This window comes from Massilia sp. METH4, assembly GCF_037094685.1.
Lineage (GTDB): Bacteria > Pseudomonadota > Gammaproteobacteria > Burkholderiales > Burkholderiaceae_D > Rugamonas.
On record NZ_CP146614.1, the window covers coordinates 3,681,747 to 3,708,387 of the forward strand.

Annotated in this window: 25 protein-coding genes, 3 tRNA genes and 1 riboswitch; of the genes, 13 read left to right on the forward strand and 15 right to left on the reverse strand. The window is 66.4% G+C overall.

All coding sequences use genetic code 11. From position 1 onward, the window contains the following. Positions 1 to 69: 69 nt before the first annotated feature. Together V6Z91_RS16120 and V6Z91_RS16125 are read right to left on the reverse strand one after the other, a co-directional pair. Positions 70 to 639, reverse strand: a complete 570-nt coding sequence (locus V6Z91_RS16120; protein WP_338758610.1) for a cohesin domain-containing protein — start codon at positions 637 to 639, stop codon at positions 70 to 72. Positions 640 to 722: 83 nt separating this feature from the next. Continuing rightward, positions 723 to 3,728 carry a M12 family metallo-peptidase gene (locus V6Z91_RS16125; protein WP_338758612.1) on the reverse strand — a complete coding sequence of 1,002 codons (3,006 nt, stop codon included), beginning with the start codon at positions 3,726 to 3,728 and terminating at the stop codon, positions 723 to 725. 316 nt (positions 3,729 to 4,044) lie between these two features. Here V6Z91_RS16125 and V6Z91_RS16130 point away from each other — a divergent pair, with 316 nt between their 5' ends. After that, complete coding sequence (locus V6Z91_RS16130; protein ID WP_338758613.1) at positions 4,045 to 4,965, forward strand: rhodanese-like domain-containing protein; 921 nt, start codon at positions 4,045 to 4,047, stop codon at positions 4,963 to 4,965. A gap of 46 nt (positions 4,966 to 5,011) precedes the next feature. On the opposite strand, the gene V6Z91_RS16135 is transcribed toward V6Z91_RS16130, so the two are convergent. The 12 genes from V6Z91_RS16135 to V6Z91_RS16190 all read right to left on the reverse strand — a co-directional run bounded on the left by V6Z91_RS16135 (position 5,012) and on the right by V6Z91_RS16190 (position 12,600). Beyond that, positions 5,012 to 5,485, reverse strand: a complete 474-nt coding sequence (locus V6Z91_RS16135) for a hypothetical protein (RefSeq protein WP_338758614.1) — start codon at positions 5,483 to 5,485, stop codon at positions 5,012 to 5,014. 452 nt (positions 5,486 to 5,937) lie between these two features. After that, positions 5,938 to 6,013: transfer RNA gene (locus V6Z91_RS16140), tRNA-Lys, on the reverse strand. A gap of 31 nt (positions 6,014 to 6,044) precedes the next feature. Then, positions 6,045 to 6,120 (reverse strand) — tRNA-Lys (locus V6Z91_RS16145). Between the two features lie 58 nt (positions 6,121 to 6,178). Further along, positions 6,179 to 6,254: transfer RNA gene (locus V6Z91_RS16150), tRNA-Lys, on the reverse strand. A 101-nt stretch (positions 6,255 to 6,355) separates the two neighbouring features. Beyond that, entirely contained in the window at positions 6,356 to 7,102 is a 747-nt protein-coding gene (ybgF, locus tag V6Z91_RS16155; protein WP_338758616.1) for a tol-pal system protein YbgF, read from the reverse strand. A 93-nt stretch (positions 7,103 to 7,195) separates the two neighbouring features. Continuing rightward, on the reverse strand, positions 7,196 to 7,726 hold the full coding sequence (gene pal / locus V6Z91_RS16160; RefSeq protein WP_338758618.1) for a peptidoglycan-associated lipoprotein Pal: 531 nt from the start codon (positions 7,724 to 7,726) through the stop codon (positions 7,196 to 7,198). A gap of 43 nt (positions 7,727 to 7,769) precedes the next feature. After that, complete coding sequence (tolB, locus tag V6Z91_RS16165; RefSeq protein WP_338758620.1) at positions 7,770 to 9,032, reverse strand: Tol-Pal system beta propeller repeat protein TolB; 1,263 nt, start codon at positions 9,030 to 9,032, stop codon at positions 7,770 to 7,772. An 8-nt stretch (positions 9,033 to 9,040) separates the two neighbouring features. Continuing rightward, positions 9,041 to 9,997, reverse strand: a complete 957-nt coding sequence (tolA, locus tag V6Z91_RS16170; RefSeq protein ID WP_338758621.1) for a cell envelope integrity protein TolA — start codon at positions 9,995 to 9,997, stop codon at positions 9,041 to 9,043. A 3-nt stretch (positions 9,998 to 10,000) separates the two neighbouring features. Beyond that, positions 10,001 to 10,438 (reverse strand): ExbD/TolR family protein, encoded by a 438-nt coding sequence (locus V6Z91_RS16175; RefSeq protein ID WP_338758622.1) that lies wholly within the window; start codon positions 10,436 to 10,438, stop codon positions 10,001 to 10,003. 17 nt (positions 10,439 to 10,455) lie between these two features. Next, entirely contained in the window at positions 10,456 to 11,148 is a 693-nt protein-coding gene (gene tolQ / locus V6Z91_RS16180; RefSeq protein ID WP_338758623.1) for a protein TolQ, read from the reverse strand. A 130-nt stretch (positions 11,149 to 11,278) separates the two neighbouring features. Next, positions 11,279 to 11,686 (reverse strand): tol-pal system-associated acyl-CoA thioesterase, encoded by a 408-nt coding sequence (gene ybgC / locus V6Z91_RS16185; protein ID WP_338758625.1) that lies wholly within the window; start codon positions 11,684 to 11,686, stop codon positions 11,279 to 11,281. Between the two features lie 164 nt (positions 11,687 to 11,850). Next, positions 11,851 to 12,600 (reverse strand): SDR family NAD(P)-dependent oxidoreductase, encoded by a 750-nt coding sequence (locus V6Z91_RS16190; protein ID WP_338758626.1) that lies wholly within the window; start codon positions 12,598 to 12,600, stop codon positions 11,851 to 11,853. Positions 12,601 to 12,850: 250 nt separating this feature from the next. Continuing rightward, positions 12,851 to 12,973: riboswitch (ZMP/ZTP riboswitch) on the forward strand. A 95-nt stretch (positions 12,974 to 13,068) separates the two neighbouring features. On the opposite strand from V6Z91_RS16190, the gene glyA reads away from it, so the two are divergent. The 11 genes from glyA to V6Z91_RS16245 all read left to right on the forward strand — a co-directional run bounded on the left by glyA (position 13,069) and on the right by V6Z91_RS16245 (position 23,078). Further along, positions 13,069 to 14,313 (forward strand): serine hydroxymethyltransferase, encoded by a 1,245-nt coding sequence (gene glyA / locus V6Z91_RS16195; RefSeq protein ID WP_338758628.1) that lies wholly within the window; start codon positions 13,069 to 13,071, stop codon positions 14,311 to 14,313. Between the two features lie 72 nt (positions 14,314 to 14,385). Continuing rightward, positions 14,386 to 14,853, forward strand: a complete 468-nt coding sequence (gene nrdR, locus V6Z91_RS16200; protein WP_338758630.1) for a transcriptional regulator NrdR — start codon at positions 14,386 to 14,388, stop codon at positions 14,851 to 14,853. A 249-nt stretch (positions 14,854 to 15,102) separates the two neighbouring features. Next, a complete protein-coding gene (gene pilV / locus V6Z91_RS16205; RefSeq protein ID WP_338758632.1) occupies positions 15,103 to 15,636 on the forward strand; it encodes a type IV pilus modification protein PilV in 534 nt (177 codons plus the stop codon). Beyond that, positions 15,633 to 16,550, forward strand: coding sequence for a PilW family protein (locus tag V6Z91_RS16210; protein WP_338758634.1), 918 nt, complete (start codon positions 15,633 to 15,635; stop codon positions 16,548 to 16,550). Before pilV ends, V6Z91_RS16210 begins: the two co-directional genes overlap by 4 nt. Positions 16,551 to 16,552: 2 nt before the next feature. Continuing rightward, the gene (locus tag V6Z91_RS16215) at positions 16,553 to 17,116 is read left to right on the forward strand and encodes a PilX N-terminal domain-containing pilus assembly protein (RefSeq protein WP_338771882.1); all 564 of its coding nucleotides are present in this window, start codon (positions 16,553 to 16,555) and stop codon (positions 17,114 to 17,116) included. 10 nt (positions 17,117 to 17,126) lie between these two features. Then, complete coding sequence (locus tag V6Z91_RS16220; protein WP_338758636.1) at positions 17,127 to 19,280, forward strand: PilC/PilY family type IV pilus protein; 2,154 nt, start codon at positions 17,127 to 17,129, stop codon at positions 19,278 to 19,280. Beyond that, on the forward strand, positions 19,277 to 19,738 hold the full coding sequence (locus tag V6Z91_RS16225) for a type IV pilin protein (protein ID WP_338758638.1): 462 nt from the start codon (positions 19,277 to 19,279) through the stop codon (positions 19,736 to 19,738). Before V6Z91_RS16220 ends, V6Z91_RS16225 begins: the two co-directional genes overlap by 4 nt. Next, positions 19,666 to 20,292 carry a GspH/FimT family pseudopilin gene (locus tag V6Z91_RS16230; RefSeq protein ID WP_338758639.1) on the forward strand — a complete coding sequence of 209 codons (627 nt, stop codon included), beginning with the start codon at positions 19,666 to 19,668 and terminating at the stop codon, positions 20,290 to 20,292. The genes V6Z91_RS16225 and V6Z91_RS16230 overlap by 73 nt, the downstream gene beginning before the upstream one ends. A 77-nt stretch (positions 20,293 to 20,369) precedes the next feature. After that, the gene (gene ribD, locus V6Z91_RS16235; RefSeq protein ID WP_338771884.1) at positions 20,370 to 21,437 is read left to right on the forward strand and encodes a bifunctional diaminohydroxyphosphoribosylaminopyrimidine deaminase/5-amino-6-(5-phosphoribosylamino)uracil reductase RibD; all 1,068 of its coding nucleotides are present in this window, start codon (positions 20,370 to 20,372) and stop codon (positions 21,435 to 21,437) included. A 46-nt stretch (positions 21,438 to 21,483) separates the two neighbouring features. Further along, positions 21,484 to 22,110 (forward strand): riboflavin synthase, encoded by a 627-nt coding sequence (locus V6Z91_RS16240; RefSeq protein ID WP_338758640.1) that lies wholly within the window; start codon positions 21,484 to 21,486, stop codon positions 22,108 to 22,110. A 5-nt stretch (positions 22,111 to 22,115) separates the two neighbouring features. Next, positions 22,116 to 23,078: a hypothetical protein gene (locus tag V6Z91_RS16245; RefSeq protein WP_338758642.1), complete on the forward strand. Its 963-nt coding sequence runs from the start codon at positions 22,116 to 22,118 to the stop codon at positions 23,076 to 23,078. On the opposite strand, the gene V6Z91_RS16250 is transcribed toward V6Z91_RS16245, so the two are convergent. Next, positions 23,053 to 24,825, reverse strand: a complete 1,773-nt coding sequence (locus V6Z91_RS16250; RefSeq protein WP_338758644.1) for a DUF885 domain-containing protein — start codon at positions 24,823 to 24,825, stop codon at positions 23,053 to 23,055. The genes V6Z91_RS16245 and V6Z91_RS16250 overlap by 26 nt on opposite strands. Before the next feature lie 85 nt (positions 24,826 to 24,910). Between V6Z91_RS16250 and V6Z91_RS16255 the strand changes: the two genes are divergently transcribed. Next, positions 24,911 to 26,641, forward strand: a complete 1,731-nt coding sequence (locus tag V6Z91_RS16255) for a cation:proton antiporter (RefSeq protein ID WP_338758645.1) — start codon at positions 24,911 to 24,913, stop codon at positions 26,639 to 26,641.

The window sequence follows — 26,641 nt, forward strand, 5'->3', positions numbered from 1 at the left end:
CCGGCGAGGATGCGCCGGGCTGCGCAAGGCGGCCCGGCAGGGCGGCGCGTGCCGCCCTCGGGCGCTCGATCAGCCGCGCGCGGCCAGCTGACGCCTGCGCAGCGCCGCCACGCCGATCAGGCCGACGCCCAGCATCAGGTAGGTGGACGGTTCCGGCACGGCCGTGACCTGCACGCTGCCGCTGTTGATGCTGGCGGCGATGTCACCGCTGCCACTGTCGAGCAGGATCGTGTCCCTGATCGTCAACGCCGAGTACCCGGCGCCGATGGTCTGGAACGAAATCGAGCCCAGCAGACCGCTGCCCGAAACGCCAGGCAGGCTGGCGCCGTAGATCGAGTTGAAGATGAGCGTGACCGTGCCGGCCGTGTTGTCGATCAGGCCGGAATAACTGCGCGTATCGTAGCCGAGGAAAATATCGCCTATCGTGCTCTCGGTGGCCTGCAATACGGTCGGGTCGAACGACAGTGCGAACTCGTACGAGTACAGGTCGGTCACGTCGGCGATCCGCACGTCCAGCTGGACGGCCTGGCCGACGGTCGCGGAACCCGGCGTGACGACCGCATTGACGGATGCGGCATGTGCCTGGATGCCTGCCACACTCAGCAGCGCAGCGCCCAGGTATTTCTTCCATACACTCATCTTTTTCTCCTTTGCCTGGTGGCGGTGAACGGTGATCCCGGCCGCAGGGCGGCCGGGCGGTGCTCAACAAGAACGGCCGGACATCAATTGCACGACGTTCCCTGCGGCACACGGACGGCCACGTAGTTCAGGTCGCGCACGTTGATGATGCCGTCCCGAACCGTGTCGGCCCGCGCGTCGAAGCCGTTCTGGCTGCTACGCTTGCCGAATGCCGCAGTAATGATCCCCATGTCCGCACAGTCTACGCTGCCGTCTGCGTTGATGTCGCCCGTCAGATTGATAGTGAAGTTCGCGTTCGACACGTCGAAGAACACGTTGCCAAGCGCTTCCACCTTGACGCGGCCCTTCGTCGTCGCCAGCGACGGCAGCGTTACCGGGGCGCTGCCGTCGTTCGCCGTGCTGGCCGCGAGCACGTGCGGCCAGGTCTTGCCGCCATCCGTGGAGAGGGAGATTTTCACGTTCTCCACGCCGACCGGGGCGGCGTTCGTGTTGGCGACGCTCCAGGTCACCGTTTGCAGGGAACCTGCTTCCAGCGTGACTGCCGCGTTGGGCGACGTTACCAGGAACGGCCCGGCATCCCGTGCCAGCACGAGCCGCGTGTCGGCACTGCTGACGCCGCCGCGGCCGTCGCGCGCGGTGAGCCGGAAGTTCAGCGACGCCGGGTTGGCGTTCGTGCCGGGCAGGCCCACGTAGGCGGCCGTCGGCAGGAACTCGGCGTAGCACTCGATGTTGGCGGCCGTCGGCGTGGCGGCCGGCGTCGGGCAGGCGCCGGTCTCGGCATTCGTGTTGTTGGCCAGGATCTGGTCCAGGTCCGGGAACACGCGCGTCGGATTGGTCGTCACGTGGTTCTCGCCGGGCGAGTTGTACTTGATCGTGTCTTCGCTCGTGACCACGGCGCGCTTGCCGAACTGGCTGAACAGCGGGCCGTTCTTCTTCACGTTGTCGAACAGCGCCGTGCCGTCGGCGCCGCCGCGGTCGTTCTGCTCCCACAGGTAAGTCACCGTGTCGCCTTCGCCGTCGGTGGCGCTGCCAGTCAGAGCGAACGGGGTGCGTACCGGGATCGTGTAGCCGGCCGGGGCGGTTACCAGGGGCGCGCTGTTGCCGGTGCCCGAGATGTTGCCACCGCGTGTGGTGAGGCCGCCGGCGACGATTTCGCCGACATAACCGGTCACGCCGGACGAGAAGTTCACCAGCTGCAGCTGGCCGACATTGGTGCGGGCGAGCGTGCCGCCGAAAGTGATGTTGAAGCCGGCGTCCGACAGCGCGCTGATGTTCACGGTGCCGCCCCTCGGCCAGCCGGCGATGTTCTGGATCGCCTGCTTGATGGCCGCCGCCGTGTAGTTGGTGCCCCGTACGATCGGCGCGGACAGGTTGCCGTTCCAGCTGATCCGGAATTGCCGGCCGTTGCTGGTGAAGTTGCGCAGCACCGCCGCCTGCAATTCATTGAGCTCGGATTCGCCGCTGGTGACGTAGGAGGTGATCTCGTCGAAGCTGCGCTGCGACCAGTACGGGTCGCTGTGCGGCTGCACATTGTCTTCCCGGCAGATGCCGGCATAGGCCATGATCGACGTTCCCGAGCCCGGCTCGACGGAGGTTTCCGGGTTGCGGTTGCCGCCCGAGCAGTTCCAGTTCACGCCATTGAACGTGTGGTTGCCCGCGAACTGGTGGCCGATCTCGTGCGCTACGTAGTCGACGGCGAAGTAGTCGCCGATCGGGGTCGGTACGCCCGTGCAGCCTTGCGCCTTGCCGCTGCTGCCCACGACCCCCAGGCTGGCGATGCCGCCGCCGTTCAGGCCGAAGGCAATGTGGCCGATGTCGAAGTTGCTGGCGCCGACCAGCAGGCCGGTGACCACGCGGTTGCGCGACAGGGTCGGCGAGTCGCAGCCGGAGGCCTGCTCCACGGTGTAGCAGGCCGTGGCGCCGCAGGGGCCGTTGGCGCCGGTCATCTGCGCGTCGGTGTCGAGGTTCAGCGCGTCGTTGCCGTCGACCAGCACGAGGCGGATCGACGTTTCATCCTCGTAGATCTGCGTGACGCGGTTGACCAGCGTGACCTTGGCGGCCGTTACGTTGGCCGAGCCGCCGAAGTAGCTGGCATAGGACGGGTCGGTGACCAGCGCCAGCCGGTAGGTGCGCAACTGGTTGCCCGTCACGGCGCCGGCGGCCGCGCTGGCGTCCACCACGTGGTAGGCGGCCGTGGTGGTGGCGCGGCCGTCGCTTGCCGTCACTTCGAAGGCCCCCTTGCCGCCGGCCGGCAGCGTGAGCGCCAGCACGCCGTTGCTGTCCGCCGTGGCGGCCACCGTTTGCACGCCGCCATCCTCGCCCTCGGCGCGCACCGTGACGTTGACGGTGGCGCCCGGCGTGAAGTTCAGGCCGCGCACTTCGACGTTCTCGCCTTCCTTGTAGAAACCGCGCGACAGCGTCAGCTGGGCGCCGCCCAGCGCCGCCTCGACGAGCGGGCCGTGCTGGTTGACGAGATCCCGGCTGTGATAGCTGGCGTACAGGCTGTCATCGAGGTGGTAGTAAGGATCGACGTACCAGCCGCCGTTCGGCGAACGCACGGAGGCGTGCAGGCCCAGCTTCGTGATGTCCATGCGCAGCGTGGCCGTCGGATCGTCGATGCCCTTGCCGCGGTAAGTCTTGATGTCGGGGTGCCTGGCCGCCAGGCCCGGCTCCATGATGGGCGCCTCGACCAGCGCGAAACGCTGGTAGCCGCCATCCGGGTGGGGCAGGGAAATCGTCAGCGTGTCGGGAATGTCGTCGATGCCGCGCTCCTGCGGCGCGCCGGCCGTCAGTGCCTGCATGCCGGGCTTGTCCAGGGTGGCGGCGTGGAAGCGCTTGAGCTTGAGTGCAACCTTCCTGTCGCTGCGGCCGACGGCCAGCGAGTCGGCCGGGGTCGCCGCGCTTTGCCAGTGCGGCGCGGCGCGCTGAATGGACACTGCCGGGTTGGCGGCCTGCGCCGCAAGCGCGATCGGCGCGGCGGCGGTGAAGGCGAGGGCGATACTGAGGAACAGGGACGATCGCGCACCCGGTACGATGCGCTGTTGCTGGTTCCCGCCGTGGTGCGGCGGGGTCGACGGCTTGATTCTCATGCAATGTCCTTTCGGCGTGGTTGCTCTGCTCAGTGTTCGTGTGTTGTGGTGCGTCTTCCTGGAGTCATCCGGTGTGGTCTGCCATCTCGGGGTGGCGGTGGCCCTCATCCATTGATGCAACGAAGGCAATAAACTCAACAATACTATTGCCGCTTTATCATCCGGCTCAAGCTCTATTTCGCGAGGCGTTGTAAAGACGATGAAAAAGCAGCAAGCGAGCTGTGCGTAACGGGCTCGTAACCTCTTTGTTCGACCGCGTCGGATACAATCGCCGCCTTCGATCCGGTGCCGCCGGATGACTGTCCGACCACGTTCCTTGAATATCGTTCCTCATCTTTCCAGGCCGGATGCACGTGCCGGCCTGGCCCGCCCCCGGCAGCTCGTCAGCGCGGCTTCGCTCGCCTGCTTGCTGCCTGGCACGGCCATGCCCGCGCACTGCCGGCTGCTCGAAGCCGGCTGCGGCGCGCTGCACCTGTTCGACCAGGCCCACATTCCCGGGGCCGGCTACCTGGACACATGCGCGATCGAGGGCGGGCCGCTATGGAACAAGGTGCCGGATGATGTGCTGCTGAGCGTGTTGCTGGCACAGGGCATCCGCCACGACACCACCGTCATCCTGTATGGCCGCAACAACCCCGCCGCCGCGCGCGTGGCTCATTTGCTGCTGTATGCCGGCGTGACCGACGTGCGGCTGCTCGACGGCGGCTTCGCGGCCTGGCAGGCCGGCGGCCATCCCTGCGAAGCGGGGCCGGCGCGGCCATGTGTCGCCGCAACCGGCTTCGGTGCGCCATTCCCCGCGCGTCCCGATTACCTCGTCGACATGGGAGAGGCGCGCGCCTTGCTGGCCCGGCCCGACGGCGCGCTGGTCAGCATTCGCAGCGAGGCGGAATTCCTCGGCAAGGTCTCGGGCTACAGCTATATCGCCGCGCGCGGCGACATTCCTGGCGCGCTGTGGGGCAGGGCGGGCGAAGATGGCGACGTGAACAGCATGAGCGCTTACCAGCTCACTGATGGCCGCATGCGGCCATCCGCCGAGATCGCGGCCATGTGGGCGGAGGAAGGCATCACGCCCGGCCGGCGCATCGCTTTCTACTGCGGCACGGGATGGCGGGCGTCGATGGCGTTCTTCTATGCCTGGCTGATGGGGTGGGAGGAGATTGCCGTGTATGACGGCGGGTGGCTGGAGTGGAGCGGGGCTGGTTATCAAGCGGCCGCCGGTGGTACCGGCTGCACGTGAAGGGTGTGGAATATCCTGTTGACGCCATGCCGAATCGATATGGCTCCTACTCGCGCGCTTCCGGTCGTGGCTTGCCGGTCAGGTGGAACCGTCGGGTAAAACCGAAGGGTCTTTTCACGCCAGGCGGGTCGAACAGTACCGGCCATGCAAAAACTTGCGCAGGGAGGACCGTCAGCACCCAGTCCGTATCACCAAAAAAACGAAAGCGCACTGTGTCGGGCTGGATGGGTTGGAGGCCCGAAAGATGACCGGTTGAGTACATGGCACCCAGCCTGGCCCAGTCGAGGATGTTCGCAGCACGATCGAGCAGATATATCCGCAGAGTCTCTTCGTGCGGAATGCCATCGGTAAGGAAAATGAGGAACACATCATTGCAGGTGAATGCCGCTTCCAGAAAAGCGCCTTCGACCAATTTTCCGGTTCTTGCCCCGTTCAGACATATCTCGCTGAATGGGGTGGTGTCATCCGATGCCTCTGGCAGCGGGTGTGTGGAAATTTCCGATGTGCCCCTCATGGTCATGTCTTCTACCACATGAAGCCTGCGCCGAATGCTGCCAGCGCGCCGCCAACAAAGGCCCCTACGGTCACGCAGACCGGTGCGCCGGGGCCGCAGGCCAACCCTGCTAAGACGCCACCGGTAATTCCGCCCGCTACGCTCGCACCAGTGACCGTGGCTTCCTTCCTCAAGGCCAGCACTCTGTCCGTAGAGTTCGCGACGTTATAAACCGACAGAGCGAGAGAGAGAACAACAAGACCCCGTCCTGCATATGAAAGCCGTGCGATGGCCCGAGTCACTGAAGGGTTAGACTTGCCGGCGGCGCTAACGATGGCCGCGAATACGGTGTTTTGCTGTCCTGCCGAGAGACGCGAAAAACTTACGTATGCCGCAGTTGTTGATCTCTGGCAGTCTGCAAGCGAGGTGGAAACAAAAAAGCCCACGAATCTAAGTTCGTGGGCTTTCTTGATGAATCTTGGTAGGCCGTGCGGGATTCGAACCTGCGACCAACGGATTAAAAGTCCGCTGCTCTACCAGCTGAGCTAACGACCCAAGGTAAAACCAGCAATCTCAATTTTGCGAGTGGTAGGCCGTGCGGGGCTCGAACCTGCGACCAACGGATTAAAAGTCCGCTGCTCTACCAACTGAGCTAACGACCCTCTGCAAAACTGTTACTGCGTTGCTACAACTACTAGTATACCAACTGCTTCTTTCGAGTGGTAGGCCGTGCGGGGCTCGAACCTGCGACCAACGGATTAAAAGTCCGCTGCTCTACCAACTGAGCTAACGACCCGCTGCGAAAGAAGCGGGATTATAGGACAGCCCAACCGTGCCTGTCAAATGCTTGGGAGCATCGAATTGTGCAAACTTCGACCGGGCCATCCGCCACCCGCGTTACTTGCCCCCCAGGCGCTCCTTGGCGGTGCGTGCGGCGGCCGTGTTCGGGTAGTTCTTGATCAGGTCGTTCAACGTCTTCTTTGCGTTGTTGACGGCTTTCAGCTCGGCCTGGCAGCTGGCGATGTTCAGCATGGCATCGGCGGCCTTCGGGCTGTCCGGGTAGTTCTTCACCACGGCCTGCTGCGCCACGATGGCGGCCTTGCAGTCGCGTTGCAGGTAGTGGGCGTTGCCGAGCATGTACTGCGCATTGGCCGCATAGGGCGAGCCTGGATAGCGGCGCACGAAGTTCTGAAGCGCCGTGGCTGCACCTTCGTAGTTCTGCTCCTTGAACAGCTGCATGGCGGCGTCGTAGGCGTTCTGCTCGGACTGCTCCACCGAAGCCGTCTGGCCGTCGATTTCCACCTGGCGCGGCTCGAGGGCGCGCAGGCGCTTGTCGAGGTCGGCGTACAGGTCCTTCTGGCGCTTACCTGTCACTTCAATCTCGTTCTGCAGTACTTCGACCTGGCCGCGCAGGCGCGCGATTTCCTGCATCGTCTGGTCGTGCTGGGCGATCAGGTCCAGCGTGGAGGTCTTCTCGGCCTTCGTGTCGAGACGGGAGTTGAGCTCCTTCGTCAGCGCTTCCACCTTGGCGCGCAGGTCGAGGATCGCGCGGCGTGCCTCGTCGTCGTCGAATACGCCGGCGCTGGCATGCAGGGACAGCGTGGCAATGGCCAGCGCAACAGCCGTCTTGGTGAATTTGATCATGTTGTAAACGCTCTCAATGAAAAAACGGGGCAGCGCGCAGTATAACGCTGCGCGCTGCCCCGTCAGTACGAATGTCAGGCCGGAGGCCGTCGATTACTTGTAGACGATGTCGGCACGACGGTTCTGTGCCCATGCCTCTTCGTTGCTGCCCTGTGCCTTCGGCTTTTCCTTGCCCAGCGAAACGGCTTCGATCTGGCCTTCGTTCACGCCCAGTGCCACCATCGCGCGCTTCACGGCTTCGGCGCGCTTCTGGCCCAGGGCGAGGTTGTATTCCGCGCCGCCGCGTTCGTCGGTGTTACCCTGGATCAGGATGTTGCGGCTGGTGTTCTTGGTCAGGTAGTCGGAGTGGTTGGTCACGACCGGCTTGCCGTCTTCGCGCACGACATAGCTGTCGAAGTCGAAGTACACGCTGCGCTGTGCCAGCACGCCTTGCGGATCGTCCAGCGGGTCGATCGACTTGGTTTCCACCGGGGCCACGGAACGGGTGGTGTCAGCTTGCGCAGGCGCTTCGGCCGGCTTGCTTTCCACTACGGGTGCCGGCTCGGAAACCTTGACGGGGCTCGAGCAAGCTGCCAGCAGGGCGGCGCTGCTGATGATGAAGGCGATGCTTTTTACGTTACGCATGTTGATTCTCCTGGTCGTTGTGAAAGGTCTTTACTGCCTGTTTTTACTTCATGAAAGGACCCCAGGTGGGCTCCTTGATTGCTCCGGCCTGAATGGTCAGGCGTTGCTTGACCCGGCCGTCCACCGACACCACCGCCAGGGCCTTGCGCCCGCCCGATTCGGTCGAGTACAGGATGTACTTGCCGTTCGGAGCGAAGCTGGGGGCCTGGTCGTTGGTGTTGTCCGACAAACGTTGCTCCTGGCCGCTTGCCAGATCCAATACATAGAGCTGGAAGTTGCCGTTGCGCCGGGAAATATAGGCCAGCGATTTTCCATCGGAGGAAATACGCGGGCTGATGTTGTAGCTGCCGTTGAACGTCACGCGCTGGGCATCGCCGCCGTTCACGCTCATGCGGTAGATCTGCGGGCCGCCGCTGCGGTCGCTGGTGAAGTAGATCGACTGGCCGTCCGCCGAGAACTGCGGCTCGGTATCGATGCCGCTGCTGTTGGTCAGCCGGCGCAGGCCGCCGCCGGTACTGTTGGCGAGGTAGACCTGCGTGTTGCCCGTCTTCGACAGCGCCAGCGCGATGCGGCTGCCGTCCGGCGACCAGGATGGCGCCGAGTTGCTGCCGCGTTCATTGGCGATCACGGTGCGCTGGCGCGTGATCAGGTTCTGCACGTAGATCACCGGCTTCTTCTGCTCGAACGACACGTAGGCCACCTTGGTGCCGTCCGGCGACCACGACGGTGAAATGATCGGCTCGTTCGACGACAGCGCCAGCTGCACGTTCTCGCCGTCGGCGTCGGCCACCTCAAGGCGGTAGGAGCGGCCCTGCTGCGTCACGTAGGCGATGCGGGTGGCGAAGATGCCGCGCACGCCGGTCAGTTTTTCGTACACGTCGTCGGCGATCTTGTGCGCCGACAGGCGCGTGAATTGCGCCGGCGCCTGCTGGTCCAGCTGCGAGATCTTCGTGTTCTGGATCGTGGACATCAGCTTGTAGCGCACGTCGTACGTGCCGTTCGGCTGCTTCTGCACGGTGCCAACGACCAGGGCATCCGCGCCGCGTGCCTTGTAGGATGCCGCGTCGACATTGTTCACGTCGCTGATCGTGCCGGCGTCGATCACCTTGAAGGCGCCACTGCGCTCCAGGTCGGTCTTGATGACCTTCGAGATCTGCGTCGGCGATTGGCCTTCGTCCACGAAGGCGGCGACCGCCACGGGGATCTGGTTGCTGCCGACACCCGAGATTTCCACGCGCAATTGCGCCTGGGCGGTCAGGCTGGCCAGCATGCCAGCGGTAAGGAACACGGAAGTAAGTTTTTTCATAGTTCGCGTCAAGGCAAGTCTTTCAAATTGAATGCCGCGGTGATTTCCCGTTCCACCGTGCCGTCTTTCTTTTTGGGCAGAGGCGACGATTTACTAATCGCGTTCTCCACGGCGGCATCGTAGGCGGGAATTCCGCTGCTCTTGATCTTTCGGACCGAAACGATTTCCCCAGTCGGCAATTGCGTAATCCTGAACTCGGCACTCGGGTTGCCGGGAACGTCCTGGCTGCCCGCGTAGCTGATATTGCTCTTGATCCTGGCCGCGATCGCGGCCTTGTAGCCGCTGTCCATCCGTGGCGCGGTCGATTTCTCGGCCGTGCCGCTGCTGGTGCCGCCCGCCGCGCCTGTGAGCCGGCGAATTTCCTCTTCGCGGATCTTGGCGATGCGTTCGGCATCCCTCTTTTCCGCAGCTTTCTTGGCCGCCAGCTCTTTCTTCTTCTTGTCCTCTTCGGCCTTCTTGTCGGCTTTTTCCTTCTGTTCGGCCAGGCGCTGCTCTTCCTCGCGCTTTTTCTTCTCGTCTTCCTTCTTCTTCTGGTCGGCGAGCTTGCGCTCATCCTCGAGCTTCTGCTTGCGTTTTTCTTCCTTCTCGGCCGCGATGCGCTTTTCCTCTTCGCGCTTCTTCTCGCGTTCCTTGCGCAGCGCGATCTCCGGATCGGGCTTGGGCGGCGTCACCTCCCGCGGCGGCGGCGGGGCCGGCGCCGGGGCAGGCGGGGGCGGCGCCGGTTCGGGTTCGGGCTGCGGCTCGGGTTCCGGCGTGGGCGGCGGCGGCGGGGCGGCCTGCTGCGTCGTCAGGTCCCATACCTCCGCTTCCACGGCCACGGGTTCGGAGCTTTGCCAATTGATGCCGCCCCACAGGAACAGGAACAGCAGCGCGTGCGTGGCCAGGGCGAGCCCGAAGGCACGCCAGCCACTGTCATGCCGGGGTACCCGATACGGGCCGCCCGTGTTCGCTTCAATTGTCGCCATGCCTTACTTCGTTGCCAGACCAACGCGGGTGATGCCCATCTTCTTCGCTTCGGAAATCAGCTGGATCACATCGTCGTACTTGCTTTCCTTGTCGCCCGCGATCAGCACCGGATAGTCGGGGTTGTCCTCGTGCAGCGCTTCCAGCTTGCGCACCAGGGCATCGCGGTTCGGCGCCGTTTCGGGCGCATCGGCATTCTTGCCCGCGATGCCGATCGACAGCGCACCGTTGGGCTTGATGGTGACCTGGATATAGGCGTCCGGCGGGCGCACCGCCTTTTCCGCGTGCGGCAGGTCGATCGAGCTCGGGTTGTTCGAGCTCGGCATCACCATGAAGATGATCAGCAGGCAGAGCATCACGTCGATGTAGGGCACGACGTTGATCTCGGATTTCAGCTTGCGGCCGCGGCCGCCGCGCATGCTGCTGTTGAAGGACGATGCCATGTTGGCTCCTTTCCCGGTTAACGCGACTGGCGCTGCAGGATGTTGGAGAACTCCTCGACGAAGCTTTCGAAGCGGATCGCCAGGCGGTCGATGTCATGCGAGAAGCGGTTGTAGGCAACCACGGCCGGGATCGCCGCGAACAGGCCGATCGCGGTGGCGATCAGTGCCTCGGCGATGCCGGGCGCCACGGCCGACAGGGTGGCCTGCTGCACATTGGCCAGGCCGCGGAACGCATTCATGATGCCCCACACGGTGCCCAGCAGGCCGATGTACGGCGACACGGAACCGACCGAAGCCAGGAAGGCCAGGTGCGACTCGAGCACGTCCATCTCGCGCTGGAACGCCGCCCGCATCGCGCGGCGGGCACCATCCAGGATCGCACCCACGTCCAGCGCCTCGCGGGCCGCGGTGGCGGCCTGCTTGCCCTTGATGAACTCACCCATGCCCGCCTCGAAGATGCGCGACAGCGCGCCGTTGTTGGCGCGGTTGCTGCCGGCGGCCTGGTACAGCTGGTGCAGGTTGCCGCCGGCCCAGAACGTTTTTTCGAAGTCGATCGTCAGGCGGCGCGCGGCGCGCACGTCGAACCATTTCTTGAAGATGTAGGTCCAGCTGACGATGGACAGGCCGAGCAGCAGCGCCATGATCAGCTGCACGATCAGGTGCGCATTGGAGATGAGGGCGATGAAGGAAAGATCTTGGGAACCGTTCATTTATAAATTAGTTAGAATGGTAACGACTAGCAAAGGCTCAAGCTGCTTCTCGGCGCTGTGAGGCGATGTGCAATTGCACGGTAATTTGCACGGTAATGCGCACTGTAACGGACTCCTGCCCGGGCGCCGTTCACGCCACATAGGCGCGCATGCGTTCGGCCGCGGCATCGGGCACCGCGCGCGGCCTCAACGCCGAGTCGACGCAGCCCACCTTCACGTGGGCCGTGTTGAGCAGGGTCGTGCCGCGCCACGCCTGCTGCCGGAACACGACGGAGGCGCGGCCAAGCTTCTCGATAACTAGTGTTAATGATAGAGCATCGTCCAGTTTGGCCGGCGCATGATAGTCCGCGCTGACATTCTTCACCACGAACATGGCATCGTGCTCTTCCAGCAGCACCTGCTGGCCGATACCGATCGCGCGCAGCCATTCGGTACGGGCGCGTTCAAAGAACTTCAGGTAATTGGCGTAATAGACGATGCCGCCCGCGTCCGTGTCCTCGTAATAGACACGGACTTCCCAGGTGAACTCTGAAGACATGGTGAGATTGCTACAAGTGTTATTGGGCAACATTCTACGCCATTTGGCATGAAACGTTGCTAAAAGTTTGCTGACGGTATGTCAAGCTGATCAGTTAAACAAATTCGCCGCGCCCGACCAATACTTGTAACATTCGCTTACGAATCTTTCGCGTCGGTAATTTCTTACGACGCACGCTTGATCGCCAGCGGCCCGGCGGCCTGGCAGGTCGGCATCATCTCGATCATGTTGATGTTCACATGCGGCGGCAGGGTGGCGATCCAGTACGCGGTGGCAGCGATATCGTCCGCCGTCAGCGGCGTGGTGCCTTCATAAACCTTGGCGGCCGCCGCATCGTCGCCCTTCAGGCGCACGTTCGAGAACTCCGTGCCGCCGCACAGGCCCGGCGCGATATTGGTCGCGCGCACGCCCGTGCCGACGAGGTCCGCGCGCAGGTTCAGCGTGAACTGGTCGACGAAGGCCTTGGTGGCGCCATACACATTCCCGCCCGGGTAGGGGAAGCGGCCGGCCACGGAGCCGATGTTGATGATCAGGCCGCTATTGCGTTCCACCATGCCCGGCAGCACGGCGCGGGTCATCGTCACCAGGCCCGTGCAATTGGTCGCGATCATCGTTTCCCAGTCTTCCAGCTGCGCCTCGTGCGCCGGCTTGATGCCGAGGGCGAGGCCGGCGTTGTTGACCAGCACGTCGATCTCGCGCCAGCCCGCGGGCAGCGCCTGGAGCGCGGCGTGGATGCCGGCCTTGTCGGTCACATCCAGCGGCACGGTGCGCACGTTGGGGCCGAGTTCGCCGGCCAGCGCTTCCAGCCGGTCGGCGCGGCGGCCGGCGATCAGCACGCGGTGGCCATTCGTGGCGAAGATGCGCGCCATCGCGGCGCCGAAGCCGGCGGTTGCGCCGGTGATGAAGACGATCATGGACGTTTTTCCCAAAGTGCGGTTGCGCGGAAATTTAACCCAGAAGCAAATTCTGGGGCCAGACCCTTTTGGGTCTGATCCCGGCTTCTGCCGTTGGGGTTAAACAAGGTAGAGGCATCGAAGCCGGCAAACCCAAAGATTGTAGCCGAAACGACAGTGTTGTGGTCGCGCTACCAACGCCGTCGTCTTGAGAACGGCAAGCTGTTTCCTTGCCCAGACTCTGCACATCACATACAATCTCGGCTCCATTTATGTCTCACGTAACTGGCGAAAAGCGGCAATGCCGTCGGCATGATCGTCGGCAAATACGCGAAAGGTGGGTATCCACCGGGGAACGTGGGATGTCTCAACGCCGTTCGCCTGGGCAGCCTCGATGGAATCGCGCGGATGCACGCGCGACCGGGCTGCCTTTGGCCACCCGGCCCGCGTCATTCGATCCTATCTGCCAGTCCTAATCGGAGTTATTTCATGTTCGCAAAAGATCACACCCTCGCCTCCATCGACCCGGAACTGTTCGGCGCCATCCAGAGCGAGAACAAGCGCCAGCACGACCACATCGAGCTGATCGCGTCGGAGAACTACACCTCGCCGGCCGTGATGGAAGCGCAGGGCTCGCAACTGACGAATAAATACGCGGAAGGCTATCCGGGCAAGCGCTACTACGGCGGTTGCGAATACGTGGACGTGGTGGAACAGCTGGCGATCGACCGCGTCAAGCAGCTGTTCGGCGCGGAAGCCGCCAACGTGCAGCCGAACTCCGGTTCGCAGGCGAACCAGGGCGTGTTCTTCGCCGTGCTCAAGCCGGGCGACACGATCATGGGCATGTCGCTGGCCGAAGGCGGCCACCTGACGCACGGCATGGGCCTGAACATGTCCGGCAAGTGGTTCAACGTGGTGTCCTACGGCCTGACCGCCGAGGAAGACATCGACTACGCCGCCATGGAAAAGCTGGCCAACGAGCACAAGCCGAAGCTGATCATCGCCGGCGCCTCGGCCTTCTCGAAGAAGATCGACTTCGAACGCTTCGCCGCCGTGGCCAAGGCCGTCGGCGCCTACTTCATGGTCGACATGGCCCACTACGCCGGCCTGATCGCCGCCGGCCTGTACCCGAACCCGGTGCCGCACGCCGACTTCGTCACGTCCACCACGCACAAGTCGCTGCGCGGCCCGCGCGGCGGCATCATCCTGATGAAGGCCGAGCACGAGAAGATCATCAACTCGGCGATCTTCCCCGGCATCCAGGGCGGCCCGCTGATGCACGTAATCGCAGGCAAGGCGGTGGCGTTCAAGGAAGCGCTGTCCGATGAGTTCAAGGCCTACCAGCAGCAGGTGGTCAAGAACGCCGACGTGCTGGCCAAGACGCTGATCAAGCGCGGCCTGCGCATCGTCTCCGGCGGCACCGAGTCGCACGTGTTCCTGGTGGACCTGCGCGCCAAGAACCTGACCGGCAAGGAAGCCGAGGCGATCCTGGGTTCGGCCCACATCACCTGCAACAAGAACGGCATTCCGAACGACCCGCAAAAGCCGTTCGTCACCTCCGGCATCCGCCTGGGCAGCCCGGCGATGACCACCCGCGGCTTCAAGGAAGCCGAGGCCGAAGAGGTCGGCAACCTGATCGCCGACGTGCTGGACAACCCGCATGACGCCGCCACGATCGAACGCGTGAAGGCCGCCGTGAAGGTCCTGGCCGACAAGTTCCCGGTTTACGCGTAATCGGCACATTGCTACTATCGGGGCGCCGGGCTGCAAAGCCCGGCGCTTTTTTCATCCTCATTCCATCACCACATGAAATGTCCGTTCTGCCAGCATGATGAAATCCACGTCCTCGATACGCGCGTATCGGAGGAGGGGGATGCGATCAAGCGCCGGCGGCGCTGCGGCAGGTGCGACAAGCGTTTCACCACGTACGAGCGGATTGAACTTTCGATGCCGTTCGTGGTCAAAAAGAACGGCAGCCGGATGGAGTACTCCGAAGCAAAATTGCGCGGCAGCCTGATGCTCGCGCTGCGCAAGCGGCCGGTGGCCGCCGCCGCGGTCGACGACGCGGTAAAGGCGATCGAGGAAAAACTGCTCACCAGCGGCAAGCGCGAAGTCGATTCGAATTACATCGGCGAGCTGGTGATGGCCGAGCTGAAGCGGCTCGACAAGGTTGCGTATATCCGCTTCGCCTCCGTCTACAAGAATTTCGAGGACCTGGCCGAATTCCAGGATGCGATCGAGGAAGCCGGCCAGGAGCGTAAGCGGCAGGACTAGAAGTAACGCCGCACAGCCGGCGCGGCAGGAGTAGTGCCGCACAGCCGGCGCGGCAACGCCGCCGGGGGCGTCGCAGCCCGTCACTATCATCTTTCACCTCGGACGTGGTCGCTTTTGACTGCGTTTCCTGCGCTGGCGCAAGTCTCCACGGAAATTGTTGAGCTAAGCCGCTCGAGCTTGAGCAGCCACAACCGCCCCGCGCCGCTGCCGGCTAACTTGTACGGCAATGTCGATGGGGGGAGGTTGCCGATGCGCCATGTTGCCGGGTTCGCCTTGATGGAAGTGCTGGTCGCCGTCTTCGTGCTGGCCTTGGGCCTGGTGGGCGGCATGGCGATGCAATTGCATGCGATGCGCGCGCGGCACGAATCGGCGCTGCTTTCCGCGGCATTGCAGATCGCCGTGGCAATGGCCGACCGCATGCGCGCCAATGCCGGGCAGGTGCCGGTCTTTTACCTCGACGTCGACTACGACGCGCAGGCTGCAACAGGTCCGGCCGCGCTGGACAACCCCTGTACGGCCGATTCCTGCAACCCGGCCCAAGTGGCGCAAGCCGATATCCACGAACTGCAAAGGCAGGTCCGCACGCAGTTGCCTGCCGGGCGGGCACGGGTATGCCGCGATGCGCAGCTATACGAAGCAGGCCGCATGCGCTGGGAATGCAGCGGCGCGCCGGGCGACCCCGTCGTCGTCAAGATCGGTTGGCGCGGCAAGCGGGCGGACGGCACGCCGGAGCGCCGCGAAACACCGGGCGTGGCTGTCACGGTGGCCGGGGTGGGGCAATGAGGGCGCCAGGCCGCCAGGGCGGCATCGGCCTTGCCGAGATGCTGGTCGCATTGGGGCTTGGGCTCGTCGTCGCGCTGGCGGCGGCGGCGATGCTGCTGGTCGCCAACGGCGACTTCGCGCAGCATGCGGCCAGCGCCCGGATCGACGATGGCGGGCGCTATGCGCTGGAGCTGGTCGGGCAGGCGCTGCGCCAGGCCGCCTGGACTGACCTCGATGCGGGCACACCGCCGCCCGACGGCGATGCCGCCATCGCCGGGCTCGACAACCGCACATTGCCGCGCATGGCGGCCGGCATGGAGGAGGCGTCGCCGGCCCGTACCCTGCATGGCAGCGACGTGCTTGCCATTCGCTTCGCCGGGTCGGGCACCGACGGCGGCGATGGCTCGATCGTCGACTGTGCCGGCTTCACGGTCGGCGCTGGAGAAGCCGGCTGGAGCATCTTCTACGTCGGCACCGCCGGCGACGGCGAGACGGAATTGCGCTGCAAGTACCGAGGAAACTCGGGCGCCTGGAATGCCGATGCCATCGTGCGCGGCGTCGATTCCTTCCAGGTGCTGTACGGCCTGGATACCGATGCCGATGGCATTCCGAACCGCTACCTGAACGCCACTGCCGTGCACGCGCTCGATGCGGCGCTGCCGCTGTCCGGTGCGACGCACCAGGAGCGGGCACTGGACCTGCGCCGCAAGACGCACTGGAAAAGGATCGTCGCCGTGCGGGCCGCCTTGTTGCTGCACGGCGAGGCGCGCTCGCGCGCCGGTTCGCTGCCGGTGCGCTGGCAACTGTTCGGCGGCCGCGTGGACCCGGACGATCCCGGCACGCTGGTCGACGAAGCCGCGATGCCCGAGCCCCTGCGGCTGCGCGCGCGACGCCTGTTCGACACGGTGGTGCTGCTGCGGAACCGGGACGGTTGACGATGTGCCGGCGGCAGGACGGCATCGCGCTGGTCGTGACGCTCGTGATGCTGGTGGCCGTGCTGATGCTGGCCGCCAGCGCGGCGGGATTGGCCCTGATGGGAGAGAAGGCGGCACGCGCCGGGCGGGACCGGCAGGTGGCGCTGCAAGCTGCGGAGGATGCGCTGATGGATGCGGAACGCGATATCGAGGAAGCGGGGGCCGACCGGGCCGCCTTGCTGGCCGGGCCGGCGGCGTTCGGCCCCGGCTGCGGCACCGGCGCGGCCCTTGGCCTGTGCGGCCCGGCCGGCGATGGGGCGCCGCCGGCGTGGCAAGCGGTCGACCTGGCGGCGGAAGGCGCCAGCGTGCCGCTCGGCCATTTCACGGGCGCGGCGATGCAGACGGGGGAGGGCGCGCTGCCCATGCGGCGCCCGCGCTACATCATCGAACGGCAGCCCTACCGTCGCGCGGGCGAGGAGGCCGGCGGCATGCCGCGCTATTACTATCGCGTGACCGCGATCGGCTTCGGCAACCGCGAAGGCACGCAGGTCGTGCTGCAATCGGCCTGGCGCCGGCCCGGCGATTGATGGAGGGACGATGGAAAGGTCCAGCCATGCATCGTCGCGCTGCCGCCGCACGAACGGCCGCGCCATGCCATTCTTCGCACCCGGCCTGGCGCTGGGCCTTTGCTGCGCCACGGCCCTGGCGCCGGCCGCTTCCGGTCCGCCGGCCATCGTCATCGACGGCCAGGCCGCGGCGCTGGCCTGCGCCACCGACCGCCCTGTGCACGGGGCCGCGCTGGCCGTTGCCGGAACGGGATCGCCGCCGGCAGCGGGGAGCCTGTTCCGCGTCTCGTACGACTTCGCAAGCGGCAGCGGCACGCTGACCCGTACCCCGCTGAGCCGGGGCGAGGCGGGCGGTGCCACGCCCGTGTGGGATGCAGCGGCCGTCCTTGCCGGCACGCCGCCCGCGCGGCGCCGCATCTACACCATGCAGGCCGACGGCAGCACGGCGCCGTTCGAGTGGGACAGCCTGGCGCCATCGCAGCAGGCTGTCCTGGACCTGCCGCCCGGCGGGGGCGCCGCCGACGGCCTCGGGCCGGCCCGCCTGGCGTGGCTGCGTGGCGAACGCGCGCTCGAGGGTACGACGTTCCGCCGCCGCGCCGGCCTGCTGGGCGACTCGGTGCACGGCGCGCCTCTCTACATCGGGGCGGGCGCCAACCGGCATGCCGACATCGCGTATTCGGCCTTTTACCGGGGCACCGAGCGCCGCACCCCGGCCGTGTACCTGGGGGCGAACGACGGCATGCTGCATGCGTTCGACGCCGCCACGGGCAGCGAGTTGTTCGCCTATGCGCCGGCGATGCTGGTGCCGGCACTGAGCGCCTTGCCTGCTCCAGACTACACGCACCGCGCATATGTCGACGGGCCGCTGGCTGCCGGCGAAGCCTTCATCGGCGGCGCCTGGCGCAGCGTGCTGGTGGGTTCTCCCGGCGCCGGCGCCCAGGGCTTGTTCGCGCTCGATGTCACCGATCCCGCCGCGTTCGATGGCGGCCTGGGCGTACTCTGGGAATTCACCGACCGCGACGATGTTGCCATGGGAAATGTGATGCAGCCGGCACAGGTGGCGCGGCTGAAGCTGCGCATGCGCGGCGACACGCCCGTGTACCGCGATTTCGCCGTGACGGGCAATGGCTTGAACAGCCATGCTGCCGATGCCGCGCAGGGCGAGGCGAACGGCGCCCTGTTCCTGCTCGCGCTGGACAAGCCGCCCGCCGAGCGCTGGCGGATCGACACCAATTACTACCGCCTCGACACGCCGCCGGGCGACCCGGCGCGCCCCGGCGGACTGGCAGCGCCCGCGCTGGTGACGAACGAGGAAGGCGTGCTGCGCCATGCGTATGCCGGCGACCTCCAGGGAAGGTTGTGGCGTTTCGACTTTACCCGCCACGCGCCATGGCGCGGCAATCCCCGCCTGCAACCCGTATTCATGGCGCGTGACGGGGCGGGCCGGCCGCAGCCGATCACGCAGCCGCCGCGGATCGTGCACGCGCAAGGCGGCGGGTACCTGCTGCTGTTCGGGACCGGCAGCCTGTATGGCCGGGCCGAGCGCGACCCGGCGGGCTTCGCGCCGCAATCGTATTACGCGGTGCACGACGATCCGGCGGCACCGGCACGCCCTGCGCCGCTGGAGCGGAGCGACCTGGCCGAACGATACGTCGAAGGCGAGGCAGCGGATGCGCGGTTCACGGTCCTCGGCCGGCAAGCCACGGCCGGTTCCGGTCGGCGGTACAAGGGCTGGTACCTGGATTTCCCGGCGGGCGGCACGACCGGCGAGCGCAGCGTTGCGCCCGGCGCGCTGGCGGACGGCAAGCTCGTCTTCACCACGGTCGTACCCGGCAGGGACCGCTGCGCGCCCAGCGCCAGCCGCCGCTATGTGCTGGATGCATTGACCGGCTTGCCGGTCAATGCCGGCGGCAGCGTGCTGGCGCGCGGCCTGACGGGCGTACTCGTGCCAGACGTCGTCCACGGCGCTCCGTTGCTGCTGCCCGGCCCACGCAGGCCCATGGCGCGCGAGCCGACCGGCCGGGTACGCGTGACGCGCGAGACGGCGATCCTGCATGCCGGCACGGCGGCCGAAGTCGACGGCGGCGTCAGCGGGGCTAGCTGGCCTGCCGGCCGCCTGTCGTGGCGCGAGGTGGCGAACTGGCGGCAATTGCATCGCGCGGCGGTGCCGGGAGGACGGCCATGAAACGCATGCGGCACGGCAGCCGGGGTTTCACCCTCATCGAACTCATGGTCGTGGTGGCGCTCGTCGGCGTGCTGGCCGCGCTGGCCTATCCCGGCTATCGCCAGCACGTGGTACACGCCAGGCGTACCGAGGCGCAGGTGGCCTTGCAGGCGCTGATGCAGCAGCAGGAACGCTACTTCACGCAGCACAATCGCTACATCGCCTTCGGTGCCGGGGCTGATACGGCCGACGCGCGGCTGTTCCGCTGGTGGTCCGGCACCAGTGCCGCCACGAGCGCCTATGAAATCGAAGGCAAGGCTTGCGACGGCGAAGACATCGCCGATTGCGTGCAACTGATCGCCACCCCCGGCACCACCCGGGTGGGCCGCCGCTTCCAGGACCCGTCATGCGACCGCCTGATCCTCACCAGCACCGGCCTGCACCTGGCCAGCGGCCCGGCCACCCGCTGCTGGCACTGACGCCGGCGGCGCGCGCGTTCACGCTGGTGGAGATGATGGTCACGCTGGCCATCGCCGCCATCCTGCTGGGCGCGGCGGCGCCGGGTTTCCAGGCCATGCTCGAGCGCCATGCGGTGCGCGCCGCGGCCGCCGATCTGCTGGGGGCGCTGCACCTGGCCCGTTCGCAGGCGATCGGGCGCGGCGAAACCGTCGTCGTCGCGCCGGCCGACGCGGCCGGGGCGGCCTGGCGTGGCGGCTGGGCCGTGTTTGCCGATCCCGACGGGGACGCCCGGCCCGGGCCGGGGGAAACGGTCCTGTTCCGGCATGGCCCGGCACGCGACGGCCTGCGCATCTGGTCGCGGCTGACCCACGCTGCGCCGCCTTTCCATGTCGCCTATAATAGTGCAGGCCGTAGTTGCCGTGCCGGTAACAGCCGGGCGCCCAACTGGGGCACGCTGTCGCTGCAGCTCGGCAGTACGCGGCGCAACATCAAAATCAATATGCTGGGCCGCGCGCGGCTGTGCGACCCGGCCGTGGAATCCGGCTGCGACATGGCAAGCTCCGCCGGCGAATAGGGACCATGCAAAGCAATGATCTGAATATCGGCAACGACCACGCGGGCAGTGACCGGCCGGGGAACGACCTGGCGGCCATGCGCCTCGCGCTGCAATGGGCGGAGAAGGGGCTGTACACCACCTCGCCGAACCCGCACATCGGTTGCGTCATCGTGAAGGAGGGCGTCGTCATCGGCGCCGGGGTCACGCAGCCCGCCGGCCAGGACCATGCCGAGATCCAGGCGTTGAAGGACGCCGAGCGCCGCGGCTTCGACGTGCGCGGCGCGACCGCCTATGTGACGCTGGAACCGTGCAGCCATTACGGCCGCACGCCGCCCTGCTGCGACGCGCTGGTGCGCGCCGGCCTGAAGCGGGTGGTGGCGGCGATGGAAGACCCGAACCCGCTGGTGGCGGGCCAGGGCCTGGCGCGCCTTGCGCAGGCGGGCATCGAAGTCTCCTCGGGCCTGCTGGCCGACGAGGCCTACGAATTGAACATCGGCTTCTTCTCGCGCATGACGCGGCAATTGCCCTGGGTGCGCATGAAGGCGGCCGCGAGCCTGGATGGCATGACGGCACTGCACAACGGCACCAGCCAATGGATCACCGGTGAGGCGGCGCGCAGCGACGGCCATGCATGGCGCGCCCGCGCCTGTGCGATCCTCACCGGCATCGGCACCGTGAAGGCGGACGATCCGCAACTGAACGTGCGCGCCGTGGCCACGCCGCGCCAGCCACGCCGCATCGTCGTCGACAGCCGGCTCGACATCGATCCGGCCGCCCGCGTGCTGCAGGGCGGCGGCACGTGGATCGTGGCCGCCGTGACCGATCACGAGCGCGAGGCGCGCCTGCGCGATACGGGCGCGGAGATCATCACGCTGCCAAATGCGCACGGCAAGGTCGACCTGGCCGAACTGATGCGCGAGCTGGGGCGGCGGCAAATCAACGAACTGCACGTGGAGGCGGGCACGAAGCTCAATGGCTCGCTGGTGCGCGAGCGGTGCGTGGACGAGCTGCTGCTGTACCTCGCGCCCACGCTGCTGGGCGATGCGCAAGGCATGTTCGCGCTGCCGGCGTTGACCGACCTGGCCGGCAAGTACCCGTTGAAATTCCACGAGACCCGGATGGTGGGGGACGACCTGCGCATCCTGGCCCGCTTTAGTTATTGACCTGCTCACTGACCTGCTCACCGACCCATCACTGAAAGAGAAGAACATGTTTACCGGAATCGTCGCCGCTGTCGGCAAAATCCAGAATGTCACCCCGCTGCCCGGCGGCATCGATGCCGGCGTGCGCCTCGTGATCGACGCGGGCGGCTTGCCGATGGCCGACGTGGCCCTGGGTGATTCGATCGCCATCAACGGCGCCTGCATGACCGTGGTGGAAAAGACCGCCGACAGCTTCGCCGTCGACGTGTCGCGCGAGAGCCTGAACTGCACCGCGGGCCTCGATGCCGTGGGCGAAGTGAACCTGGAAAAGGCGCTGACGCTGAACGAGCGCCTCGGCGGCCACCTGGTTTCCGGTCACGTGGACGGCCTGGGCGTGGTGCGCAAGTTCGAACCGGTCGGCGAATCGTATGAACTCGTCGTCGAGGCGCCGGCCGAGCTGGGCAAGTACCTCGCGTTCAAGGGTTCGATCGTCGTCAACGGCGTGTCGCTGACCGTCAACCGGGTGGAAGACGTGCCCGGTGGCTGCCAGTTCTCGATCAACCTGATTCCGCACACGATCCAGGTCACCACATTGAAGCACCTGAAGGCGGGAACGAAGGTGAACCTGGAAATCGACCTGATCGCGCGCTACGTCGAGCGCATGCTGTCGGTCGGCAAGGACGTGCAAGGCTGACCGCCATGAAGGCGCTGGCCGGGCTGTTGCTCGCTGCATGCTGCGCCAGCGCCGGTGCGACCGGCAATATGCCGGTCGTCTTCGAGCCGGCCGGCCCTCAGCGGATGCCGGGCAAGGAAATCTGCAAGAATGACCCGGCTTCCGCTTCGGGCAATGACACGGCGGCGATGACGGCCCTGCTGTCCGCCCCCGAATACGCCTCGGTGCGGCCGCTGTTCAATGCCGCGCAGCCGCAGGTGATGTGGTGGATCCGCAAGGCCGCGTCGATGGATTTGCAGGCGCTGCTCACGGCCTTCCACGAAGCGAACCACATGCTCGACTTCGCGCTGTCGGCATGCCACGGCAACCGCGCGGTGTTCCACTTCCGCGGCGAGATCCACGTGACCGACTACGAGTGGGGCCAGGCGCCCGGCTTCGTGCTGGCGGCGCGCGAAATCCCCGAGAACATCAAGGCCCAGGCGAACGGCCGCTATGGCGTCTACTTCGGCAACCGCAACGTCAACCGCGGCGACTTCTTCCCGCTGATCGACGAATTGAATGCCCATGTGGCCGGCGCCGAATTCGAAGTGGCGCTGGCCGATACGCCGGTGTACCGGGAGATGGCGAAGCGGGCCAACTCGATCAACGGCAATATCGGCGGCATGGCCGACTTCATGCTCTACACTGTCGCCTACCTGAAGGCGCTGCGTGCCAGCGATCCGCCGGCGTGGACGCGGCTGGTGGCACGCAAGAAGATGATGGCGCACGTGCAGCGGCTGTGGACGGCCGCCGAGGCCGTACTGGCCAAGGCTGCGCCGCTGGCGCCGGAGCACGGCGGCCTGTACCAGTACCCGACCGCCGCCCTCGTCGCCGCCTATGCGCCGGCCATGCTGGCCGAACTCGATGCCGCGGGCATCCGCCACGGCGGCCGCGCTCCGGCACCCAAGCCGATCGCTTCGCCGGTCAGCGCGCCTTCCGCGGCGCAATGAAATCCTGCTCCACGGCCGCCTTCAGCAGGTCGGGCGGCAAGATGCCCTGGGCGATGATGAAGTCGTTGAATTCCTTCTGCCGGAACTTGTCGCCCAGCTCGATCTCGGCCAGCGTGCGCAGCGCGCGCAGCTTCACGTAGCCGTAGTAATACGAGGTGGCCTGGCCCGGCGAGCGGTAGGAATAGCGGTCCACTTCCGATTGGGCGAACGGCTCCGACAGGCCCACCTCCTTCATCAGGAATGCCTTGGCCTGTTCCGGCGTCATGCGGCCCAGGTTGATCGACGGGTCGAGCATCGCGCGCGCCATGCGCAGCTGGCGCATCTGCAGCGACACCAGCTGGGCCTCCGGCGGCATATGGGGCAGGATCAGCGCTTCCGAGTACAGGCCCCAGCCTTCCACATTGGTGCTGTTGAAGGCGAAGTTGGCGCGCGCGATCGACATGCCCTGTTCCACCATCGAGGCGAACTGCAGTTCGTGGCCGGGGCGGGCTTCGTGCGCGGCCAGGGTCCACGCCATGGCCTCGTAGTCGAAATCGTCCATCTTGCCCTTCGATTTCGGGTTCGACAGCGGGATCACGAACTCGCCGTACTCGCCGGTATTGCCGATCAGGCGGGGCGGGCTCATGAAGGGCGCCGGCGTGGCGGCCGCCTCGGCATTGGTAGCCGTGCGGATGTTGGGCGCGCGCGTGGGCAGCGTGACGATGTCATGGCGCCGGATCACGTCCTCGATCTCCTTCACCCGGTCGCGGTAGTACGGCAGCAGCTGGTCGGCGGGAATCGAAGTCTTCTTCAGCTCGCGGATCACGTCGCGGTAATCGCTCGACGGCAGCTTGCGCCGGGCCGCGATCGTGTTGGCGACCACCTGCATCTGGTCGCGCACTTCCTGGAAGTCGAAGCTGGCGCGCTCGATCATCTGTTCCGGCGTGATGTCCACGCCCACGTTCACCAGGCGGTTCACGTACAGCGCGGGCGGCAGTCGCACCTCCTTGCGGGCGCGCGGCAGGATGCTGGCGCGGGTCCAGTCGTCGTAGGCCTTCACCTGGTTCTTCAAGGTCGCGAAATCGGCTTCCCAGCCGGTCAGCCCGGCCTTCGTGAACAGCTCGGCGATGCCGTCGAGGTAAGTGGGGTTGTTGTTCAAGCCATCCTGGACCTCGCCCACATAGGGGCCGATCAAGCCCTTTTGCGCCAGCCTTTCCTCGCCGCGCTGGCGCGCCAGGGTGGCCAGCGGCGTGTAGCCTCCCTCGGCGCCGACATAGCGCTTCAGGCGCACCAGCGCGGCCTTCTGGCGCTCGGGCTTGTTGCGCGGGTCGAGCAGGACCTGCAGCCCACCGTACACCAGCTCCGCCACGTTCACGTAGTTGAGCAGGTACTGTCGTTGCAGCTTCATGGTGGCGATCTTCTTTTCGCGCGAGTCGATCAGGATATCGAGGTCCTGGCGCACCTTCGGATCGCGCTCGGCGGCGCGCTGCTGGCGCAGCGAAGCGAGGCGCTTCTCCGTGTCGGCCAGCTCGCGCTCGTAGTCGCGCGGCTTGAAGTCGGCGACCGCGGTATCGAATTCCTCGCTGCCGACCGACGAGGCTTCTTCGGGCAGATAGCGGCCGGTGTCCTGGAGCACGGGTCGGGTGTAGGCGTCGCTGGTGGCGACCCATGCGGGTGCCGGGTTGGCGGCACCCGTGGCGATATTCGTGAAAAGATTCGCGGCGAGAAGCAGGGCGGTGAGGGCGGCGAGACGGCCGGTGCGAGACATGGAGCTCCCTTTCTGATGATGGCCCGTCGGGGCAAAGGCCCGATTGTATGCCGCCGTGAGGCCGCGTTGGCATACACTTTGGCCCATGACCGTCTCCGACCTTCGCGAAACCCTCCTGTTCCTGCTGCTCGCCGGGCTGGCCGTACCCTTGCTGCAGCGGCTGCGCATCAACCAGATGCCGGGCTTCCTGCTGGTCGGCCTGTGCTTCGGCCCCCATGGCCTGGGCACGTGGGCGGGCGATGCCGCGTGGCTGGCCGACATCACGTTCCACGACGTGGAAGGCGTCAAGATGTTCGGCGAACTGGGCATCCTGTTCCTGATGTTCATGATCGGCCTGGAACTGTCGCCCGCCAAGATCTGGGCGCTGCGGCGCGACGTGTTCGGCAGCGGCACGGCGCAGGTGGCGCTCTCGGCGGCCGTGATCGGCGCGATCGCCATGTGGTTCGGCAACACGCCATCGGCCGCGCTGACGCTCGGCCTGACGCTGGCAATGTCGTCCACCGCCGTCGTCATGCAACTGCTTAGTCGCGCGGGCGCGCTGGCTTCGCCGCTGGGCCAGGCCTGCTTCGGCATCCTGATGCTGCAGGACCTGGCCGTGGTGCCGGTGCTGATCCTCGTCGAAAGCCTGGCCGGCAGCGGCGGCGCGCTGTGGTGGACCCTGCTGCTCGCGGTGGCGAAGGCCGCGGCCACCATCGCCCTGGTCTATGTGGCGGGCCGGCGCCTGGCGCGCCCGCTGTTCGCGGCCTTCGCCGTGCAGCGCCAGCCCGAGGTGTTCGTGGCGCTGATCCTGCTGCTCACGCTGGGCGTGGCGGCCGCCACCGCCGCGGCGGGTCTTTCGATGGCGCTGGGGGCCCTGCTGGCGGGGCTGCTGCTGGCGGACACCGAATTTCAGTATGAAGTCGAAATCATCGTCGAGCCATTCCGGGGCCTGTTGATGGGCATGTTCTTCATGGCCGTCGGCATGGAGCTCGACCTGCGCATCGTGGCGCAGTATCCGGTGCTGCTGCCCTTGTCCGTGCTGGGCCTGTTAGTCGTGAAGGGCGGGGTGGTCGCCGCCGTGCTCCACCGGCTGGGATGGCGGCGGGCCGTGCACGCGGGCCTGCTGATGGGGCAGGGCGGCGAGTTCGCTTTCATCATCCTGGGCTACGGGGTCGGCTCCGGGCTGGTCGAGGGATCGACGGGCCAGTTCATGCTGGTGCTGGTCACGGCCAGCATGCTGGCCACGCCGGCCGCCGCCGCGCTGGGCGGGCGCATCGCCGCGCGCGGCGGCGCCAGCACACCGGAGGCGCAACCGTCGGAACATGCGTACCGTGCCGGCCATATCATCATCGGCGGCTACGGCAGGGTGGGGCGGCTGGTGGCGGACGTGCTGGCGCTGCAGGGCATCGCCTACGTGGCCGTGGACCGCGATCACCAACTGGCCGCGGCCGGCAGGGATGGCAGGTGCAACGTGTATTCCGGCGACGCATCGATGCCGGACATGATGGAACGCCTCGGCGTGGGCCGTTCCGCCGGCGTGGTGCTGACGATGGACGATCCCAAGGCGGCCCTGCAGGCCACCCACGCGCTGCGGCGGCAGTATCCGTCGATTCCGATCTTCGCGCGGGCGCGCGACGAGAAGCACGCCCGCCTGCTGAAGGACGCCGGCGCGAGCGGGGTGATTTCCGAGACGGTGGAATCGGGCCTGCAACTGGCCCACTTCGCGCTGGGCGCCGCCGGCATGCCGGAAACGGCGGCCGGCTTCCACATCGGCGTCGAGCGGGCCGAGCGGGTCGAGCGGACCACGGGGGACCCGGTTCCGCCCGCGCCACATTGA

What these genes read in the sequence shown, in the direction of transcription:
- tolA (WP_338758621.1), bottom strand. Translation starts at nt 9,997, where the DNA reads ATGGCGACAATTGAAGCGAACACGGGCGGCCCGTATCGGGTACCCCGG.
- ribD (WP_338771884.1), top strand. Translation starts at nt 20,370, where the DNA reads ATGCGCCTCGCGCTGCAATGGGCGGAGAAGGGGCTGTACACCACCTCG.
- tolB (WP_338758620.1), bottom strand. Translation starts at nt 9,032, where the DNA reads ATGAAAAAACTTACTTCCGTGTTCCTTACCGCTGGCATGCTGGCCAGC.
- V6Z91_RS16210 (WP_338758634.1), top strand. Translation starts at nt 15,633, where the DNA reads ATGAGGGCGCCAGGCCGCCAGGGCGGCATCGGCCTTGCCGAGATGCTG.
- V6Z91_RS16125 (WP_338758612.1), bottom strand. Translation starts at nt 3,728, where the DNA reads ATGAGAATCAAGCCGTCGACCCCGCCGCACCACGGCGGGAACCAGCAA.
- V6Z91_RS16215 (WP_338771882.1), top strand. Translation starts at nt 16,553, where the DNA reads ATGTGCCGGCGGCAGGACGGCATCGCGCTGGTCGTGACGCTCGTGATG.
- V6Z91_RS16175 (WP_338758622.1), bottom strand. Translation starts at nt 10,438, where the DNA reads ATGGCATCGTCCTTCAACAGCAGCATGCGCGGCGGCCGCGGCCGCAAG.
- glyA (WP_338758628.1), top strand. Translation starts at nt 13,069, where the DNA reads ATGTTCGCAAAAGATCACACCCTCGCCTCCATCGACCCGGAACTGTTC.
- pilV (WP_338758632.1), top strand. Translation starts at nt 15,103, where the DNA reads ATGCGCCATGTTGCCGGGTTCGCCTTGATGGAAGTGCTGGTCGCCGTC.
- ybgC (WP_338758625.1), bottom strand. Translation starts at nt 11,686, where the DNA reads ATGTCTTCAGAGTTCACCTGGGAAGTCCGTGTCTATTACGAGGACACG.
- V6Z91_RS16120 (WP_338758610.1), bottom strand. Translation starts at nt 639, where the DNA reads ATGAGTGTATGGAAGAAATACCTGGGCGCTGCGCTGCTGAGTGTGGCA.
- V6Z91_RS16225 (WP_338758638.1), top strand. Translation starts at nt 19,277, where the DNA reads ATGAAACGCATGCGGCACGGCAGCCGGGGTTTCACCCTCATCGAACTC.
- V6Z91_RS16240 (WP_338758640.1), top strand. Translation starts at nt 21,484, where the DNA reads ATGTTTACCGGAATCGTCGCCGCTGTCGGCAAAATCCAGAATGTCACC.
- V6Z91_RS16135 (WP_338758614.1), bottom strand. Translation starts at nt 5,485, where the DNA reads ATGACCATGAGGGGCACATCGGAAATTTCCACACACCCGCTGCCAGAG.
- V6Z91_RS16255 (WP_338758645.1), top strand. Translation starts at nt 24,911, where the DNA reads ATGACCGTCTCCGACCTTCGCGAAACCCTCCTGTTCCTGCTGCTCGCC.
- V6Z91_RS16220 (WP_338758636.1), top strand. Translation starts at nt 17,127, where the DNA reads ATGGAAAGGTCCAGCCATGCATCGTCGCGCTGCCGCCGCACGAACGGC.
- nrdR (WP_338758630.1), top strand. Translation starts at nt 14,386, where the DNA reads ATGAAATGTCCGTTCTGCCAGCATGATGAAATCCACGTCCTCGATACG.
- V6Z91_RS16230 (WP_338758639.1), top strand. Translation starts at nt 19,666, where the DNA reads ATGCGACCGCCTGATCCTCACCAGCACCGGCCTGCACCTGGCCAGCGG.
- tolQ (WP_338758623.1), bottom strand. Translation starts at nt 11,148, where the DNA reads ATGAACGGTTCCCAAGATCTTTCCTTCATCGCCCTCATCTCCAATGCG.
- pal (WP_338758618.1), bottom strand. Translation starts at nt 7,726, where the DNA reads ATGCGTAACGTAAAAAGCATCGCCTTCATCATCAGCAGCGCCGCCCTG.
- V6Z91_RS16245 (WP_338758642.1), top strand. Translation starts at nt 22,116, where the DNA reads ATGAAGGCGCTGGCCGGGCTGTTGCTCGCTGCATGCTGCGCCAGCGCC.
- ybgF (WP_338758616.1), bottom strand. Translation starts at nt 7,102, where the DNA reads ATGATCAAATTCACCAAGACGGCTGTTGCGCTGGCCATTGCCACGCTG.
- V6Z91_RS16190 (WP_338758626.1), bottom strand. Translation starts at nt 12,600, where the DNA reads ATGATCGTCTTCATCACCGGCGCAACCGCCGGCTTCGGCGCCGCGATG.
- V6Z91_RS16250 (WP_338758644.1), bottom strand. Translation starts at nt 24,825, where the DNA reads ATGTCTCGCACCGGCCGTCTCGCCGCCCTCACCGCCCTGCTTCTCGCC.